This window comes from Burkholderia sp. KBS0801, from assembly GCF_005937855.2.
Taxonomy (GTDB): domain Bacteria; phylum Pseudomonadota; class Gammaproteobacteria; order Burkholderiales; family Burkholderiaceae; genus Burkholderia; species Burkholderia ambifaria.
The window spans coordinates 569,379-585,883 of record NZ_CP042178.1; the positions used below are offsets into that span (position 1 = coordinate 569,379).

The 16,505-nt window shown below is 68.8% G+C and carries 13 protein-coding genes; 9 read left to right on the forward strand and 4 right to left on the reverse strand.

Going from position 1 to position 16,505, the window contains the following annotated elements:
* Window positions 1–42: 42 nt before the first annotated feature.
* The gene (locus FFI87_RS19370; RefSeq protein WP_138849466.1) at window positions 43–1,167 is read left to right on the forward strand and encodes a hypothetical protein; all 1,125 of its coding nucleotides are present in this window, start codon (window positions 43–45) and stop codon (window positions 1,165–1,167) included.
* Window positions 1,168–1,247: 80 nt separating this feature from the next.
* On the opposite strand, the gene betA is transcribed toward FFI87_RS19370, so the two are convergent.
* Genes betA through betI form a run of 3 tightly spaced genes read right to left on the reverse strand, consistent with a single transcriptional unit; the run spans window position 1,248 to window position 5,057 of the window.
* A complete protein-coding gene (gene betA / locus FFI87_RS19375; protein WP_138849465.1) occupies window positions 1,248–2,948 on the reverse strand; it encodes a choline dehydrogenase in 1,701 nt (566 codons plus the stop codon).
* 22 nt (window positions 2,949–2,970) lie between these two features.
* Window positions 2,971–4,440: a betaine-aldehyde dehydrogenase gene (betB, locus tag FFI87_RS19380; protein WP_006752712.1), complete on the reverse strand. Its 1,470-nt coding sequence runs from the start codon at window positions 4,438–4,440 to the stop codon at window positions 2,971–2,973.
* Window positions 4,441–4,472: 32 nt separating this feature from the next.
* Window positions 4,473–5,057, reverse strand: a complete 585-nt coding sequence (betI, locus tag FFI87_RS19385) for a transcriptional regulator BetI (RefSeq protein WP_011659481.1) — start codon at window positions 5,055–5,057, stop codon at window positions 4,473–4,475.
* Window positions 5,058–5,781: 724 nt separating this feature from the next.
* On the opposite strand from betI, the gene FFI87_RS19390 reads away from it, so the two are divergent.
* The 8 genes from FFI87_RS19390 to fdhA all read left to right on the forward strand — a co-directional run bounded on the left by FFI87_RS19390 (window position 5,782) and on the right by fdhA (window position 15,617).
* A complete protein-coding gene (locus FFI87_RS19390) occupies window positions 5,782–6,684 on the forward strand; it encodes an alpha/beta fold hydrolase (RefSeq protein ID WP_138849464.1) in 903 nt (300 codons plus the stop codon).
* 62 nt (window positions 6,685–6,746) lie between these two features.
* Entirely contained in the window at window positions 6,747–7,316 is a 570-nt protein-coding gene (locus tag FFI87_RS19395) for a methyltransferase family protein (protein WP_138849463.1), read from the forward strand.
* 19 nt (window positions 7,317–7,335) lie between these two features.
* On the forward strand, window positions 7,336–8,619 hold the full coding sequence (locus FFI87_RS19400) for a glycosyltransferase (RefSeq protein ID WP_012366744.1): 1,284 nt from the start codon (window positions 7,336–7,338) through the stop codon (window positions 8,617–8,619).
* Window positions 8,616–10,187 carry a DHA2 family efflux MFS transporter permease subunit gene (locus FFI87_RS19405; RefSeq protein ID WP_138849462.1) on the forward strand — a complete coding sequence of 524 codons (1,572 nt, stop codon included), beginning with the start codon at window positions 8,616–8,618 and terminating at the stop codon, window positions 10,185–10,187. The genes FFI87_RS19400 and FFI87_RS19405 overlap by 4 nt, the downstream gene beginning before the upstream one ends.
* A gap of 10 nt (window positions 10,188–10,197) precedes the next feature.
* Window positions 10,198–11,127, forward strand: a complete 930-nt coding sequence (locus FFI87_RS19410; protein WP_138849461.1) for a glycosyltransferase family 2 protein — start codon at window positions 10,198–10,200, stop codon at window positions 11,125–11,127.
* A 17-nt stretch (window positions 11,128–11,144) separates the two neighbouring features.
* Entirely contained in the window at window positions 11,145–12,956 is a 1,812-nt protein-coding gene (locus FFI87_RS19415) for an efflux transporter outer membrane subunit (protein ID WP_138849460.1), read from the forward strand.
* A complete protein-coding gene (locus FFI87_RS19420) occupies window positions 12,956–14,146 on the forward strand; it encodes an HlyD family efflux transporter periplasmic adaptor subunit (RefSeq protein WP_138849459.1) in 1,191 nt (396 codons plus the stop codon). Before FFI87_RS19415 ends, FFI87_RS19420 begins: the two co-directional genes overlap by 1 nt.
* Window positions 14,147–14,420: 274 nt before the next feature.
* On the forward strand, window positions 14,421–15,617 hold the full coding sequence (fdhA, locus tag FFI87_RS19430) for a formaldehyde dehydrogenase, glutathione-independent (protein ID WP_006755768.1): 1,197 nt from the start codon (window positions 14,421–14,423) through the stop codon (window positions 15,615–15,617).
* Window positions 15,618–15,695: 78 nt separating this feature from the next.
* Here fdhA and FFI87_RS19435 read toward each other — a convergent pair whose 3' ends face one another.
* Complete coding sequence (locus FFI87_RS19435; RefSeq protein ID WP_138849457.1) at window positions 15,696–16,505, reverse strand: ATP-dependent serine protease; 810 nt, start codon at window positions 16,503–16,505, stop codon at window positions 15,696–15,698.

The following is a 16,505-nucleotide window of genomic DNA, read 5'->3' on the forward strand; positions in this document are numbered from 1 at the left end:
TTCGACCAAACCCGAATCAACACAACCATTCCGATTCGCCACATGCTCACCGACCCAGCGAAGTATGGCGCTGCCCGCGGTGCGACGCCTGACCGGCTGCGCACGGCCGCGTGGCTGCAGTACCTGATCGAACACTTGTCCAAAGCGGCTCGCGTGGCGGCGGCCGACGACGACGGCGCAACGGACGTGCCGCCATCGTCGCCCCCGGCACGCGGCCGAGCGGGATTGAACCTGTCGCACGAAGCGATCGCCGTCCTGCATGCGCTCGCGCCGTGGATGGCAACGGACGGCGGCGGTTGCGCATGCGATGCGAGCGATCCGCCCGGTGCATGCATGCACGTGCCCGACGCGCGGCAGCTCGCGAACGCGGAGCGATGCTGCCCGGGATCGCGCGCGGTATTCGAAGCCGCGCATGGCTTCGTCGATGCGTGGACCTTCGACGATCCCGACGACGGCTGGGCCGCGCTTGAACGGATTGCCCGCGGCGTGGATCGAGGCAGCGACGATGCCGACGAGCGTGACGCACGCGCCCGACCCGCGAACAGCGAAGCGCCGCCCGCGAAGAACCTGAGAGAACGGCACGCGGCCGTCGCGGCGGCGTGCGTCGAGCCGTCGGCCCGACCGGGGGACGTCATCGATGCGATCGTGCTGCGCGTGTGCGGGCCACGCGACGATGCCGCGCGCATCGACGAGATGGCCGCGCTCGCGATGTTCTGCGCGGAGCTGGCCGCCGGCAAAGGGATTTCCTTTGCCGCGTACGGCGGTCAGCACAATCTCGTCGCGCGCGCGATTCGCGAACGCCGCGGCGATCTTGCGTCGGTGGACGGTCTGCTCGCGGCGGTGTCCGCGTGCCGGCTCGACCGGCTCGTCGGCGCGGGCAGCTTCTGGGCGTATTACCTGCTGGCGGGCATCGTGATCGCGGCGCCGGACACGGTGCGCGAATTCGCGCGCCGCTTCCACGGCGACGCGTGGCAGACGTGGCTCGATGAAACGCTGGCGTGGCCGGCGCTCGGCCGCTTCGGGCGGAAGGAGGAGGTCGCGTTCGAGCATTTGCGCGGCGCGATGAGCCTGACGTCGCGCGCGAATCCGATCGTGCGCGCGAAACGCGTGCGGCCGAGGCGGGCGGCCATCACACGGTTCAGGACGGGCGCCGGGCGCGCCCAATGAAAAACGGCTCGCGGCGAGAACGCCGCGAGCCGTGCATGTTGCTGCCGCTACCGCGTGCGCGGGGCGGGGTGCTGGTGCGATTACACCGTCTCCGGCTGCCGCACCGCCTTCGCGACATTGCGCGCCATCGCTCCGTTCGCGACGAAGTAGGGCACGTCGACACGCGCAAGCGGCTGGCGGCCGCGGATCTTGTCGGCGATCTTCTCCGCGATCATGATCGTCGGCGCGTTCAGGTTGCCGGTCGTGATGATCGGCATGATCGACGCATCGACGACGCGCAGCCCTTCCAGCCCGTGCACGCGACCTTCCTCGTCGACCACGGCCATGTCGTCGTAGCCCATCTTGCACGAGCACGACGGATGGAACGCGGTTTCCGCGCGGGCCCGCACGAACGTGTCGAGCTCCTTGTCGGACTTGCAGTCGGCGCCCGGGTTCAGCTCGCGGCCGCGATAGCGGTCGAGCGCGGGCTGCCGCATGATCTCGCGCGTCGCGCGGATCGCATCGCGGAACTCGCGCCAGTCGAGCGCTTCGGCCATGTAGTTGAACAGGATGCTCGGATGCGCGTTCGGATCGCGCGAGCGCAGCTTCACGCGGCCGCGGCTCGGCGAACGCATCGACCCGACGTGCGCCTGGAAGCCGTGCATCTCGATCGCGTTCGAGCCGTTGTAGTTGATCGCAACGGGCAGGAAGTGATACTGGATGTTCGGCCAGGGATCGTCGTCGCGCGTGCGGATGAAGCCGCCCGCCTCGAAGTGGTTGCTCGCGCCGAGGCCCGTGCCGTTCAGCATCCATTCGAGGCCGATCTTCGGCTGGTTCCACCACTTGAGCGCCGGATACAGCGACACCGGCTCCTTGCACTCGTACTGGATGTACATCTCCAGGTGATCCTGCAGGTTCTGGCCGACGCCGGGCAGGTCGAGCACGATCGGGATGTCGAGTTCCTTCAGCCATGCGCCGGGGCCGACGCCCGAGCGTTGCAGCAACTGCGGCGACGCGATCGCGCCACTGCACACGAGTACCTCGCGGCGCGCGTGCGCATTCGCGCGCTCGCTGCCGCGCAGGTACGTGACGCCCGACGCGCGCTTGCCGTCGAACAGGATGCGGTCGGCGAGCGCGTGCGTGACGATCTCGAGGTTCGGCCGGCCCTTCGCCTGGTCGAGGTAGCCACGCGCGGTGCTGGCGCGGCGGCCCTTCGGCGTGACGGTGCGGTCCATCGGGCCGAAGCCTTCCTGCTGATAGCCGTTCAGGTCGTCGGTGCGCGGATAGCCGGCCTGCACGCCCGCATCGACCATCGCCTCGAACAGCGGGTTCACGCCCGGCTTGCTGGTCGTGACCGACACGGGGCCGTCGCCGCCGTGATAGTCGTTCGGGCCGACGTCGCGCGTCTCGGCTTTCTTGAAGTACGGCAGGCAGTCGAGATACGTCCAGTTCTCGAGCCCCTTGTGCGTCGACCAGTTGTCGTAGTCGAGCGCGTTGCCGCGGATGTAGCACATCCCGTTGATCAGCGACGAGCCGCCGAGCCCCTTGCCGCGGCCGCATTCCATCCGGCGGTTGTCCATGTGCGGCTCGGGGTCGGTCTCGTAGGCCCAGTTGTAGCGACGGCCCTGCAGCGGATAGGCGAGCGCTGCCGGCATCTGCGTGCGGAAGTCGAAGCGGTAGTCGGGGCCGCCCGCTTCGAGCAGCAGCACCGTGACGTTCGGATCTTCCGTCAGGCGCGTCGCGAGCACGTTGCCCGCGGAACCGGCGCCGCAGATGATGTAGTCGTATTCGCGTGTCGTCATGACGGGGTATCTCCTATCGTTCTCAAAACACCGGGTTGTAGCGGCCGAGCTCGACCTGTACCGACTTGATTCGAGTGTAGTGTTCGAGCGTCGTGATGCCGTTCTCGCGTCCGACACCGGATTGCTTGTATCCGCCAACCGGCATCTCGGCCGGCGATTCGCCCCACGTGTTGATCCAGCAGATGCCGGCTTCGAGACGATGGATCGTGCGGTGCGCGCGCGACAGGTTCTCGGTTACGACGCCGGCCGCGAGGCCGTAGTGCGTGTCGTTCGCGCGGGCGATTACTTCGTCCTCCGATTCGAAATCGAGGATGCTCATCACCGGCCCGAAAATCTCTTCGCGCACGATCTTCATGTCGTCGCGGCAGTCGCCGAACACGGTCGGCGCGACGTACTGGCCGCTGCCGAAGTGGCCGTCGGTCAGGCGCGTGCCGCCGGCGAGCAGCTTCGCGCCTTCGGCCTTGCCGCTGTCGATGAAGCCGAGCACCTTGTCGAGCTGCGCGGCCGACACGAGCGGGCCGAAGTTGGTATCGGCATCGGTCGGCTTGCCGACGCGAATCCGCTTCACGCGTTCGAGCACGCGCTGCGTGAACGCGTCCTTGACCGAGCGATGCACGAACACGCGCGTGCCGTTCGTGCAGACCTGGCCCGAGCTGAAGAAGTTGGCGGTCACCGCGATGTCGGCCGCGCGGTCGAGATCGGCATCCTCGAACACGATCAGCGGCGACTTGCCGCCGAGCTCCATCGTCACTTCCTTCAGCGACGACGCGCCGGCCAGCGACATCACCTTCTTGCCGGTCTCGACGCCACCGGTGAACGACACCTTCGCGATGTCCGGGTGACCGGTGAGCAGCGCGCCGACCGAGCCGTCGCCCTGTACGACGTTGAACACGCCGGCCGGCACGCCGGCTTCCGTATAGATTTCGGCGAGCTTCAGCGCGGTGAGCGGCGTGACCTCGCTCGGCTTGAACACCATCGCGTTGCCGGCCGCGAGCGCGGGCGCCGTCTTCCAGCATGCGATCTGGATCGGGTAGTTCCAGGCGCCGATGCCCGCGCACACGCCGAGCGGCTCGCGGCGCGTATAGACGAACGACTCGGCGCGCAGCGGGACCTGCAGCCCTTCGATCGCGGTCGCGAGGCCCGCGTAGTACTCGATCACGTCCGCGCCGGTGACGATGTCGACCGCGAGCGTCTCGCCGATCGGCTTGCCGGTGTCGCGCGTCTCGATGGCCGCGAGCTCGTCGTTGCGTTCGCGCAGCAGGTCGACCGCGCGGCGCAGGATCCGCGAGCGCTGCATCGCGGTCATCGCGGCCCATTCGCGCTGGCCTTCCCGGGCCGACGCGACCGCGCGGTCGACGTCGGCCGCGCTCGCCTGCTGCACCTGCGCGAGCAGTTCGCCGGTGGCGGGATCGAAGGTGTCGAAAGTCTTGCCGCTGGTGGCGTCGACGTAACCGCCGCCGATGTAGAGGCGCTGCAAACCGTATACGGACATGAGGATCTCCTTGAGGGCGACTGCGTGACGCGTCAGTCGGACGCGAGCAGCAGGTCGATGTAATCGTGGGCGAGCTTCAATGCAGCCCGGGTGTCGATCGGGCCGCCGGCGAGGGCGCCGCGCAGCCACAGGCCGTCGATCAGCGCGGCGAGGCCGCTGGCGGCTTGCCGTGCTTTCGCGCGCGGCAGCGCCTTCGCGAATTCCGCGCACAGGTTCGAATGGAGGCGCCGCGTGTTGACATGCTGCAGGCGCTTGAGCATCGCGTCGTGCATGCTCTGCGACCAGAACGCGAGCCAGGTCTTCATCACGGGCGCGCTGACCTGCGTGTCGTCGAAGTTCGCGGCGACGATCGCGCGCAGCCGCGAACGCGGATCCTTGCGCGCGGCGACGCGACGTTGCGTGGTGGCGGCCCACAGATCGCGCAGCACGTGCCGCATCGTGGCTTCGAGCAGGCCGTCCTTGTCGCCGAAGTAGTGGCTGACGATGCCCGTCGAGATGTTCGCGCGCTGCGCGACCGATGCGAGCGTCGTGCCGGGCAGGCCGGCTTCGTCGATCGAGCGCAGCGTGGCGTCGATCAACTGTGCGCGGCGTATCTCCCGCATTCCGACTTTCGGCATCGCGCACTCTCCTTTCGCCCGGACGGGCCCGTTCCTGGAAGTCCAAAGCTTAGCGGTTTTTTATTGATCGTTCAATCAATAAAAAAGCGGGGTCGGAAGGTGGATCGGGTGTCGGAGGATGGAAACCGACGGCGTCGCCGCGATTGTGCGGATGCGGAAAAACGAATTGAAAGGAGGTTAAATAATTTTAAGTTTGTTTAAAACGGATCGGGAAAATCTGATGCAATGGTTTCGGCCGTTTCTGAATCCGATTTATTACACGTCGAAAGAATGTCGAGCTATGTGAGAATGGTTTTGGATCCGGAAATTGGAATTGCCGATGACGAGGCCTGCATTTTCCGAAAATTCGTTTCAATCAGGCGATTGAATCGAGTTATGTGATTGAATTTAAAGAATATTGGACGCCGTGTGGCCCGTTTCGTGGCGCACTCGCAAACGATTGCGATCTCCTTTCGTCCGATTCCTCCTACCATAAAAAATGCTGAAAAAATTTGAATCGCTTGTATTCCCGGGTGGAGTAGAGGGAATCGTTGGGGTGACTTGAGTAAGTAATATTGCCCGTATTAGGATGGCGCCGCATCCCAAGGAATGAATCGGCGCCGCGGGTATTTTCCGCGGTGCGTCGGCAATGGGCGCGGTCAACGGCGGAACACGGTCGCCGCCCGCCATTGCGCACCTGCAGCATGCCGCGACGCCGAGACGCCGCATCCACCGGAGAACGACGATGCCGACCGAAAAACACGTGGTCCCGCTGCCGAATGGTCTGAAGGTCTACGTCGAACGGAACGTGTTCGATCCGTCCTTCGACACGGCGATGCTCGTCAACGGCGCGCTCGCGACGACCGCGTCGTTCGGCCAGACCGTCCAGTATCTCGGCGAGCGGATGAACACGATCTGCTTCGACCTGCCGTACGCGGGGCAGTCGCGCCAGCACAACCCCGGCTGCTTCATCCTGACGAAGGACGACGAGGCCGCGATTCTCCAGCATCTGGTCGAGCACTTCGCGCCCGCGTTCCTCGTGTCGGTGTCGTGGGGCGGCGTCGCGTCGCTGTTCGCGCTCGCGCGCGGCTGCCCGAGCGTGCGGCGCGCGGCGATCTGTTCGTTCTCGCCGTTCCTGAACGGCGCGATGGTCGACTACGTGACGCGTGCCCGCGACCACATCGCGGCCGGCGAGAACCTGAAGGCCGCGCAGCTGCTGAACGACACGGTCGGCCGCTACCTGCCGCGCATCATGAAGTTGTACAACTACCGCTACCTGACGCGCCTGCCGCGCGACGAGCAGGATCAGGTCGCGTTCCACGTCGATCAGATCCTGTCGCTGCAGCCGGAGCGCTACCTGAGCGAGTTCACGAACATCGGCGCCGAGCTGCTGTTCGTGAACGGCGAGCGCGACGAATACACGACGCCGGCCGACGTCCGTCAGCTCGCCGCGCACGTGCCGCGTGCGCGCTTCGCGACGATTCCCGACGCCGGTCATTTTCTCGACATCGAAGGCCGCGCGCAGCGCGAGGCCACGCGTGCCGCGCTGCTCGGTTTCTTCTGCGACGCGCCGCCCGTAGCCGCGGGCGTCGGGCTCGGCGCCGCTCACGCGTGCGTGTCCGCGCCGATGCCGGCCATGTCGTCGTGACGCGGCACGCACCGCGCACGCCGCGCGCATCCGAATTCTCATCCACACAAGGCAGGCCAGCCGTGAATATCGTTCAGACCATCGCCATCGTCGTTCCGTGGGCCGCGTGGCTCGCCTACTGGATCATGACGTCGCAGGCCGTGAAGACGACCGTGCGCAAGGAGGCGTCGCGCTCGCGCACGCTGCAGTCGATTCCGCTGATCGTCGGCGGTGCGCTGATCATCCTGCCCGACCTGACCCTGCGCGCGTTGGTGCCGGACTGGCACCGCTTCGGCCTGCAGGCCCAGTGCGGGCTCGCGGTGCTGGTCGCGGGGCTGTTGTTCTCGGTGTGGGCGCGGCTGCATCTCGGCACGAACTGGAGCGTGTCCGTCACGCTGAAGGAGAACCACGAACTCGTCCGCACCGGCCCGTATGGCCTCGTGCGTCATCCGATCTACACCGGCTGTCTTATCGCGCTGGTGGGTGCCGCACTGATCGGCGGCGAGTGGCGCGGTGCATTCGGTGTCGCGCTGGTGTTCGCGTCGCTTGCATACAAGGTGCGCGTCGAGGAGAGCTGGCTGACCGGCCATTTCGGGCCGGCATACGCGCAGTACCGTCGCGAAGTCGCGGCGCTGATCCCCGGTTTCTACTGATCTTTCCGCGAGGCGCGCGATGGCGAAGATGATCGTGACCGCGATCGGCTCGGCGGGCGACGTGCATCCGCTGCTCGGCGTCGCGCGCGCGCTCGCGATGCGCGGCCACGATGTCGTGTTCTGCACGCATCCGCCGTTCGAGGCGACCGTGCGCCGCTGCGGGTTCGCGTTCGTGCCGGTCGGCACCGCGGCCGAGTACGAGGCCGCGATGGCGAACCCTGCGCTGTGGGATCCGCGCACGTCGTTTCGCACGCTGTGGCAGGTGATCGCCCCCGTGCTGCGCCCGCATTACGACGCGCTGTGCGCGCTGACCGATCGCGACACCGTGCTGGTCGGCACGCTGTGGGCGTTTTCCGCGCGCTTCATGCAGGAGCGGCACGGCACGCCGTACGTGTCGGTGCAGGTGTCGCCGTCGACGCTGCTGTCCGCGCACGTGCCGCCGACGCATCCGCGCCTGACGATTCCCGCGCGCTGGCCGCTGCCGGTGAAGGCGGCGCTGATGACGCTGATCGAGCGGCTGGTGCTCGACCGCGTGTGCGGGCCGGCGCTCGATGCAGTGCGCCGCGACCTCGGGCTGGCGCCCGCGCGGCGCGTGCTGGGCCGCTGGCTGCATTCGACCGATGGCGTGCTGTGCCTGTTTCCCGACTGGTTCGCGCCGGCGCAGCGCGACTGGCCGGCCCGTCTTCTGCAAAGCGGCTTTCCGCTGTTCAACGACGTCGCGACGCCCGACGACGATCCCGCGCTCGACGCGTTTCTCGCGGCCGGCGAGCCGCCCGTGGTGTTCACGGCCGGCTCGACGCGCGTCGATCACGCCGCGTATGCGCGTGCGGTCGCCGACGCGATGCGCGCGACCGGCGCGCGCGGCATCCTGCTGAGCCCGCACGATGCGGCACCGGACAGCGACCGGCTGCTGGTGCGCCGCTTCGTGCCGATGCGCACGCTGCTGCCGCGTTGCCGCGCACTCGTGCATCACGGCGGCATCGGTACCGCGGCGCTCGCGTTCGAAGCCGGAATTCCGCAGGTCGTGACGCCGTTCGCGCACGACCAGTTCGACAATGCGCAGCGTGTCGCGACGAGCGGTGCCGGCGTACGCATCGACGCGCCGGTCGACGGCGCGCGGCTCGGTGCGGCGCTCATGCGCGTACTGAGCGAGCCCGAATTCGCGGTGTATGCGGAACGCGCACGGGCGCTGATCAATGCCGCGCCGGACGGCTGCGCGACGGCCGCCGATTTCATCGAGCGCGTTGCACCGAAACGCGGCCGCGCGATCTCGCCGGTCGCGGTCGCGATGGCGGGCGCATGAGCACGGCATCGCCGCTTCGGGACGCCGCCGCGTCCGCCGCGGCTGCCGCGCCACCGGTGCGCGGCGCCCGGCTCGCGCTCCTCACGTTCGCGCTGTCGCTCGCGACCTTCATCGAAGTGCTCGACTCGACCGTGACGAACGTCGCGGTGCCGGCGATCTCCGGCAGTCTCGGCGTGTCGAACAGCCAGGGCACGTGGGTGATCAGCTCGTATTCGGTCGCGGCCGCGATCGCGGTGCCGCTGACCGGCTGGCTCGCGCGCCGCGTCGGCGAGCGGCGGCTGTTCATCGGCGCGGTGCTGCTGTTCACGCTGACGTCGCTGCTGTGCGGGCTCGCACGCGACCTGAACGTGCTGGTGGTCTGCCGCGCATTGCAGGGGCTGTGCTCGGGGCCGATGGTGCCGCTGTCGCAGACGATCCTGCTGCGCACCTTTCCGCCGGACAAGCGCACCGTCGCGCTCGCGCTGTGGGCGATGACGGTGCTGCTCGCGCCGATCTTCGGGCCGGTGGTCGGTGGCTGGATCGTCGACAGCTTCTCGTGGCCGTGGATCTTCCTGATCAACCTTCCGATCGGGCTGTTCTCGTTCGCCGTGTGCACCGCGATGCTGCGCCCCGACGCGCAGCGCGGCGCGGCCGGCCCGATCGACGTGCCGGGCATCGTGCTGCTCGTGATCGGCGTCGGCTCGCTGCAGGCGATGCTCGATCTCGGTCACGACAAGGGTTGGTTCGATTCGCCGCTGATCGTCACGCTCGCGGTGGTCGCCGGTCTCGCGATCGTGTCGCTGCTGATCTGGGAGGCGGGCGAAACGCATCCGGTCGTCGACCTCAGCCTGTTTCGCGACCGCACGTTTTCGTTCTGCGTGCTGATCATCTCGCTCGGGATGATGAGCTTCTCGGTGGTGGGCGTCGTGTTTCCGCTGTGGATGCAGGCGGTGATGGGCTACAACGCGTTTCACGCGGGCCTCGCCACCGCATCGCTCGGCGTGCTCGCGCTGGTGTTCTCGATTCTCGTCGGCCTGCATGCGCACCGCTTCGATGCACGCGTGCTCGCGACGTTCGGCTTCCTCGTGTTCGCGACCGTGCTCGCGTGGGACGCGCATTTCACGCTGAAGATGACGTTCGCGCAGATCGCCGCGCCCGGGCTGATCCAGGGGATCGGACTGCCGTGCTTCTTCATTCCGCTGACGGCCGCGACGCTGTCGCGCATTCCGGACGACAGGCTCGCGGCCGCGTCGAGCCTGTCGAACTTCCTGCGCACGCTGTCCGCCGCGTTCGGCACCGCGATGAGCGTGACACTGTGGGACAACCGCGCGACCTATCACTACGACGTCGTGTCGCAATCGGTCACGCACGCATCGACGAACACGCAGCGCTTCGTGCACACGCTGAACGCGATGGGCGTGGATGGCATGCGCGAGCTCTCCACGCTGCACCAGGTCGTGATGCAGCAGGCGTACATGATGGCGACGGGCGACATGTTCTGGATGGCGAGCATGACCTGCGTCGTGCTCGCCGCGATGATGTGGCTGACGCGGCCGAAGCGCGGCGCCGCGGTTTCGATGGGACATTGAGGAGAGGGGCATGACGACGCTCGGCGCACTCGTGATCCTGTATCACCCGACCGACGCGCAGCTCGCGGCGCTCGGCGCGTGGCGGCACGCGTGCGACGCGCTGCTCGTCGTCGACAACACGCCGCAGCCCGATGCGCGCGCCCGCGCGCTGTGCGCGCGCGACGGCATCGCGCTGCTGCATCACGGCAACCACGGCGGCGTCGCCGGCGCGTACAACGCGGGGCTCGCGGCGCTGTTTCGGCGGAACGTCGATGCCGTTGCGCTGTTCGATCAGGATTCGTCGGTGCCGGCCGGTTACTTCGCGACGATGCGCGACGCGTGCGCGCGGCTCGCGGGGCGCGCCTTCCTCGCCGGCCCGCGCATCTTCGACGAGAACGCGCGCAGCTTCCTGCCCGAACTCGCGACGAACGGAATCGCGGTGCGCCGGCTGCACCTCGCGCCCGACGCGCAGCCGCAGCGCTGCGCGTTCCTGATCTCGTCGGGCTGCGTCGTGTCGCGCGCCGCGTTCGATGTGCTCGGCCGCTTCGACGAGACGCTGTTCATCGATCACGTCGACACCGAGTACAGCTTCCGCGCGCTCGCGCGCAACGTGCCGCTCTATGTCGTGCCGTCGCTGGTGCTGAAGCACCGGATCGGCGCGAAGCAGCGGCATGCATTCGGCCCTTTCGAAATGACGTCGATGAATCACTCGTGGCAACGGCGCTACTACAGCGCACGTAATGCGGTGCAGCTAGGGATGCAGTACGGGTTGCGCTTTCCGGTGGCGATGGTGCCGAATCTGCTGACCGTGTGGCAGGTCGTGCAGATCGCGCTCGTCGAGCGCGACAAGCGCGCCAAGCTCGCCGGCATCCTGTTCGGCATCGCGGACGGCCTGCTCGGCCGGCTCGGGCCGCTCGAGCGCGCGCGGCCGCGTCTGGCCGCACGCGCGCAGCGCGTCTAGCAGGGTTGAGGGAAACGATGGAACGCGTCATGAAATCGGAGCAACCGGCGCGCGGCGGGCAGGGTGCCTGGACGATGCTCGCGGCGGCCGTGCTGCTGGCGCTGGGCGGTTGCGTGCCGTCGGGATTCCTGCCGTCGCTGTCGCTGCGCGCACCGGCCGGCGATGCGCTCGCGCATACCGCGGGCCCCGGCGTGGACGGGGCGTGGCCCGCCCCCGACTGGGTCAAGCAACTGCAGGATCCGCAGCTCGACGAACTGGTGGCGGAGGCGTCGCGGAACAATCCCGACCTGCAGGTCGCGCAGGCGCGGCTGCGGATCGCGCAGGCGCAGCTTCGGCAATTCGATTCGCTGACGGGGTTGACCGGCACGGCCGGCGCGACGGTCAGCCGCGCGCGGATGCCGAAGCCGGGCGACGTCGCCGACGTGTCCGTCGGCGGCTATCGCGTGCCGGTCGAGATCTTCGGCGATCCGGTCGTGTCGCCGTCGTCGGTATTCGTCGGGCTGACCTACCAGCTCGACCTGTGGGGAAGGAACCGCGCGGCGACGAAGAGCCTGATGTCGCTGCGCGACGCGGCCGGCGTCGAGGCCGAGCAGGTTCGGCTCACGCTAGCGGTCGCGATCGTCTCCGTGTATTGCCAGCTCGACCAGGCGTACGCGGTGCGCGACCTGCTGCAGCAGAAGCTGAAGATCAGCCAGCGCGTGACGGCCGTGCTGCGCGAGCGCACCGCGCGCGGCCTCGACAACGCGTACGACGCGAGCGACGCGTCGATCAAGCGCACCCGCCTGCTCGAACAGATGGCGCTGAACGACGAGCAGATCAAGCTCGCGCAATTGCAGCTCGGCGTGCTGTCCGGTCGCGGGCCCGAGCGTGGGCTCTCGCTGCAGCGGCCGCGCGTCGGCGCTTTCCCCGGCGGCGCGCTGCCCGCGCGGCTGCCGGCCGACCTGCTCGGCCGCCGGCCCGACATCGTCGCCGCGCGCCTGCGCGTCGAAGCGGCGTTCGCGAATGCCGACTCCACGCGCGCGCAGTTCTATCCGGACGTGAACCTCGTCGCGCTCGGCGGCGTGTTCGCGCTGACACCCGCGTCGCTGTTCTCGCGCGACGCACTCGCCGGCTCCGTCGGCCCGGCGATCTCGCTGCCGGTGTTCGATCGCGGCCGGCTGAAGGCGAAGCTCGGCGCGGACGTCGCGCAGGCCGACGTCGCGATCGGGCTGTACAACAAGACCGTCGACGACGCGCTCGGTCAGGTCGCACAGATCGTCACGTCGTTGCAAACCGCGCAGACGCTCGTCGCGCAGCAGCGGGACGCCGTCGCCGCCGCGCAGAAGATCGTGCAGATCGCGGCCGACCGCCATCGGCGCGGCGTGCTGATGCAGAAGGACGTCGATGTCGCGGACCTCACGCTGATCGATGAACGCGCGCAGCTGATCGCGCTGCTCGGGCGGCAGCGGACGCTGCGCGTCGGGTTGGTCGGCGCGCTCGGCGGCGGGTTCGATGCCGGTGCGGCGATGGCGTCGGCATCGACATCGACGTCACCGGTCGCGACACGTACCGCGCAAGGCCCGCGGCCGAAGCGCGGTGCGATGGCGAACGCGGCCGCTCGCAACGCGACGACCGCCGGCACGGAAGCGCGTCGCGCGGCGACCGCCGCCAATGGCGCCGCGCCAATCGACCCGCCGGCGGCGCTCGTGACACCGCGCAGCGCGGCGGCCGATAGCGCGAGCGTGAGCACCGGCACGCGCGGCGCGGTACCCATCGTCTCGGCCGACCCGCGCGTGAGCGCGATCCCGCAGTTCCAGCATGACCGCCTGATCGTTACGCAAAGCGACTGATGCACCACGACAACCTTCATACCGCCGCGCAGCCGGCCGCACTGAACGACCCGGCACTCGACGCGCGCCGGGCGACCCGCCGCAAGCGCTTCACGTGGTTCTTCGCGGTCGTGCTGCTGGCCGCGCTCGTGTGGATCGCGTTCTGGCTGCTGCACGACCGCTATGTCGAGGACACCGACGACGCGTACGTCGCGGGCAGCATCGTGCAGGTCGCCGCGCAGATCCCGGGCGCGGTGACCGACGTGCTGGTCGCCGATACGCAGGCCGTGCGCGCCGGGCAGCCGCTCGTGCGGCTCGACGACACCGAAGCGTCCGTCGCGTTCGCGCAGGCGAAGGCGCAGCTCGTGCAGGCCGTGCGGCAGGTCGCGAACGCGAAGATCTCGAACACGATGTACGTGGAAGCCGTGAACGCGCGCCAGGCCGACCTGTCGCTCGCGCAGCGCGCGCTCGCCGCGCGTTCGGGCGCATCGGTCGAGATCGTCGCGCCGGAGGAACTGGCGCGCGCCCGCGCGGCGGTCGCCGGCGCCCAGGCGAACCTCGCGGCCGCGCAGGCGCAGCTCGAAGCGGCGCGGGCGCTCGGCAGCAAGCTGCCGGTCGACGAAAGCCCGGCCGTCGTGCAGGCGGCCGCGCAGTTCAGGCTCGCGTACCGGAACCTGAAGCGCACGATGATCGTCGCGCCGGTCGACGGCACGGTCGGCCAGCGTTCGGTGCAGGTCGGCCAGCAGGTCGGGCCCGGCGTGCCGCTGATGTCGATCGTGCAGCTGAACCGGCTGTGGATCGAAGCGAACTTCAAGGAAGGGCAGATCCGCCACATGCGCACCGGTCAGCCGGTCGACGTGGTGTCGGACCTGTACGGCTCGCGGGTCGTCTATCGCGGCCGCGTGCAGGGCTTCTCGGCAGGCACCGGCAGCGCGTTCTCGATGCTGCCGTCGCAGAACGCGGCCGGCAACTGGATCAAGGTCGTGCAGCGGGTGCCGGTCGTGATCGCGATCGATCCCCGCGACCTGGCCGCACATCCGCTCAGGGTCGGGTTGTCGATGCGCGCGACGGTCGATACGCGCAACCGCGACGGCCACGCGCTCGACAGCGAGCCGCCGACACCGGCCGTCAGCACGCGCATGCACGACGGCGTCGCGAGCGACGCGCAGGCGGCTGCCGCCGCGATCATCCGCGAGAATCAGGGCGGATAACGCGCGCCCGGCCGGCGGGGCGGATCGCCCTGATCACTTGAACCGGCCGGCCTTTGCGGCCCGCGCGCTCCGCGTCTTCCTTGGTACTGCCTTCCGACCGCTTTCCGGCCCGACTTTCGCGTTTGCGCCATCGATGTCGGCACCGATCAAACGCATGTCGGGTTTGAGACATCGGCGCCCCCGCCTCCGGGACTACTCTCGAACAGCACGTTGCGTAAGCGCCGCACCCGCCGGCGTGCCGCAGCGCCATCCAACGAGACATGGAGACAATACGATGAGCAGCAATCGAGGTGTCGTCTATCTTGGGCCGGGCAAGGTCGAAGTACAGAAGATCGATTATCCGAAAATGGTCGACCCGACCGGCCGCGCGATCGGCCACGGTGTGATCCTGAAAGTGGTGAGCACGAACATCTGCGGTTCCGACCAGCACATGGTGCGCGGCCGCACGACCGCCCCGGTCGGCCTCGTGCTCGGTCACGAGATCACCGGCGAAGTGGTCGAGGTGGGCCGCGACGTCGAGACGCTGAAGCTCGGCGATCTCGTGTCGGTGCCGTTCAACGTCGCGTGCGGACGCTGCGCGATGTGCAAGGACACGCATACGGGCGTGTGCCTGAACGTGAACCCGTCGCGAGCCGGCGGCGCATACGGCTACGTCGACATGGGCGGCTGGATCGGCGGCCAGGCCGAGTACGTGCTCGTGCCGTACGCGGACTTCAACCTGCTGAAATTCCCGGACCGCGATCAGGCGATGGCGAAGATTCGCGACCTGACCTGCCTGTCCGACATTCTGCCGACCGGTTATCACGGCGCGGTGAGCGCGGGCGTGAAGCCGGGCTCGACGGTCTATATCGCGGGCGCGGGCCCGGTCGGGATGGCGGCGGCTGCATCGGCGCGCCTGCTGGGCGCGGCGGTGACCATCGTCGGCGACATGAACGAGGAACGCCTCGCGCATGCGCGGGCGATGGGCTTCGAGACGGTCGACCTGTCGAAGGACGCATCGCTCGGCGAGCAGATCGAGCAGATTCTCGGCGTGCCGGAAATCGACTGCGCGGTCGACTGCGTCGGCTTCGAGGCGCACGGCCACGGTTCGTCGGGCCATTCCGAGGAAGCGCCCGCGACGGTGCTGAACTCGCTGATGGAAATCACGCGTCCGGCCGGCGCGATCGGTATCCCCGGCCTGTACGTGACGGACGATCCGGGCGCGAAGGACAAGGCCGCGCAGCACGGCAGCCTGAGCATTCGCTTCGGCCTCGGCTGGGCGAAGTCGCACTCGTTCTTCACGGGCCAGACGCCGGTGCTGAAGTACAACCGCAACCTGATGCAGGCAATCCTGTTCGACCGTCTGCCGATCGCGAAGATCGTCAACGTCGAGGTGATCTCGCTCGATCAGGCGCCGGAAGGCTACAAGAAGTTCGACGGCGGCGCGCCGCGCAAATTCGTGATCGATCCGCACGGTTTGCTGGCGGCCTGACGCACGAACCAGGAAGCGCATGAAGCGGGCGGCACCGGAGACGGTGCCGCCCGTTGTCGCTGTGGGCGCGCGGCGCGCTTAGTGTCCGCGATAGACCCCGGCCAATTGGATTTCGGTCGCCGCGGCGCGGCGCCCGTGGCGTGTATGCACACTCACGCGATGAATCGCATGCGTGCGCCGGGCCGGGACGCCGCCTTTCCAGTCGGCGACGCGGACGCCGTTGCGCGCGTGCTGCGGCTCGCGAACCGGTGGCGCATGCCGCGCGAGCGTCGTGGTCGCGCGTGCGGTGGAGCGTGCGGTCGCGCGCGGCGGCTCGGCCGCGATCTGCGTGTCGTCGGCCGCGACCGGCGTCTCGTGTGCGGCGGCCGGCTTATCGTCTGCACGATGAAACGCATAGACGGGCACGGGCACGACCGGCAACGTCGGCGCGTCGGCGCCGTGCGCGCCGGCATCGATCGTTGTCGCACCGGGCGCAGCCGGGCCGCGACAGACGGGATCCGCCCGGCACGTCCGGTCGAACGTCACATAGCCGCCGACCATCAGCACGAGGGTGAGGATGCTCAGCAGCGGCGCGCTGGACGGGCGCGGCCGCCGGATCGCGGCGCTGCGCACCGCGGCCGCGACGCGCGACGACCACGCCGGTACAGGCCGCTGCGTGTCGGGCGGGGACGCGGCCTGCCCGGCATGTGCGTCGCCGCGCCGGTCGCGCAGCGGCGTGAACGGCCAGTCCCCTACACCGCAGACGGGGCACTGCTCGCTGGCGCGAAACGCCAGGAAGCCGCATTCCCGGCAGCGCTGGCTGACGGCACCGTGCGGCTCGGCACGCAGGTTCAGTGCGCCGCGCAGCGTGTCGCGGGGCCGCACATTCCGGTTGAGCAGGACTTGCAT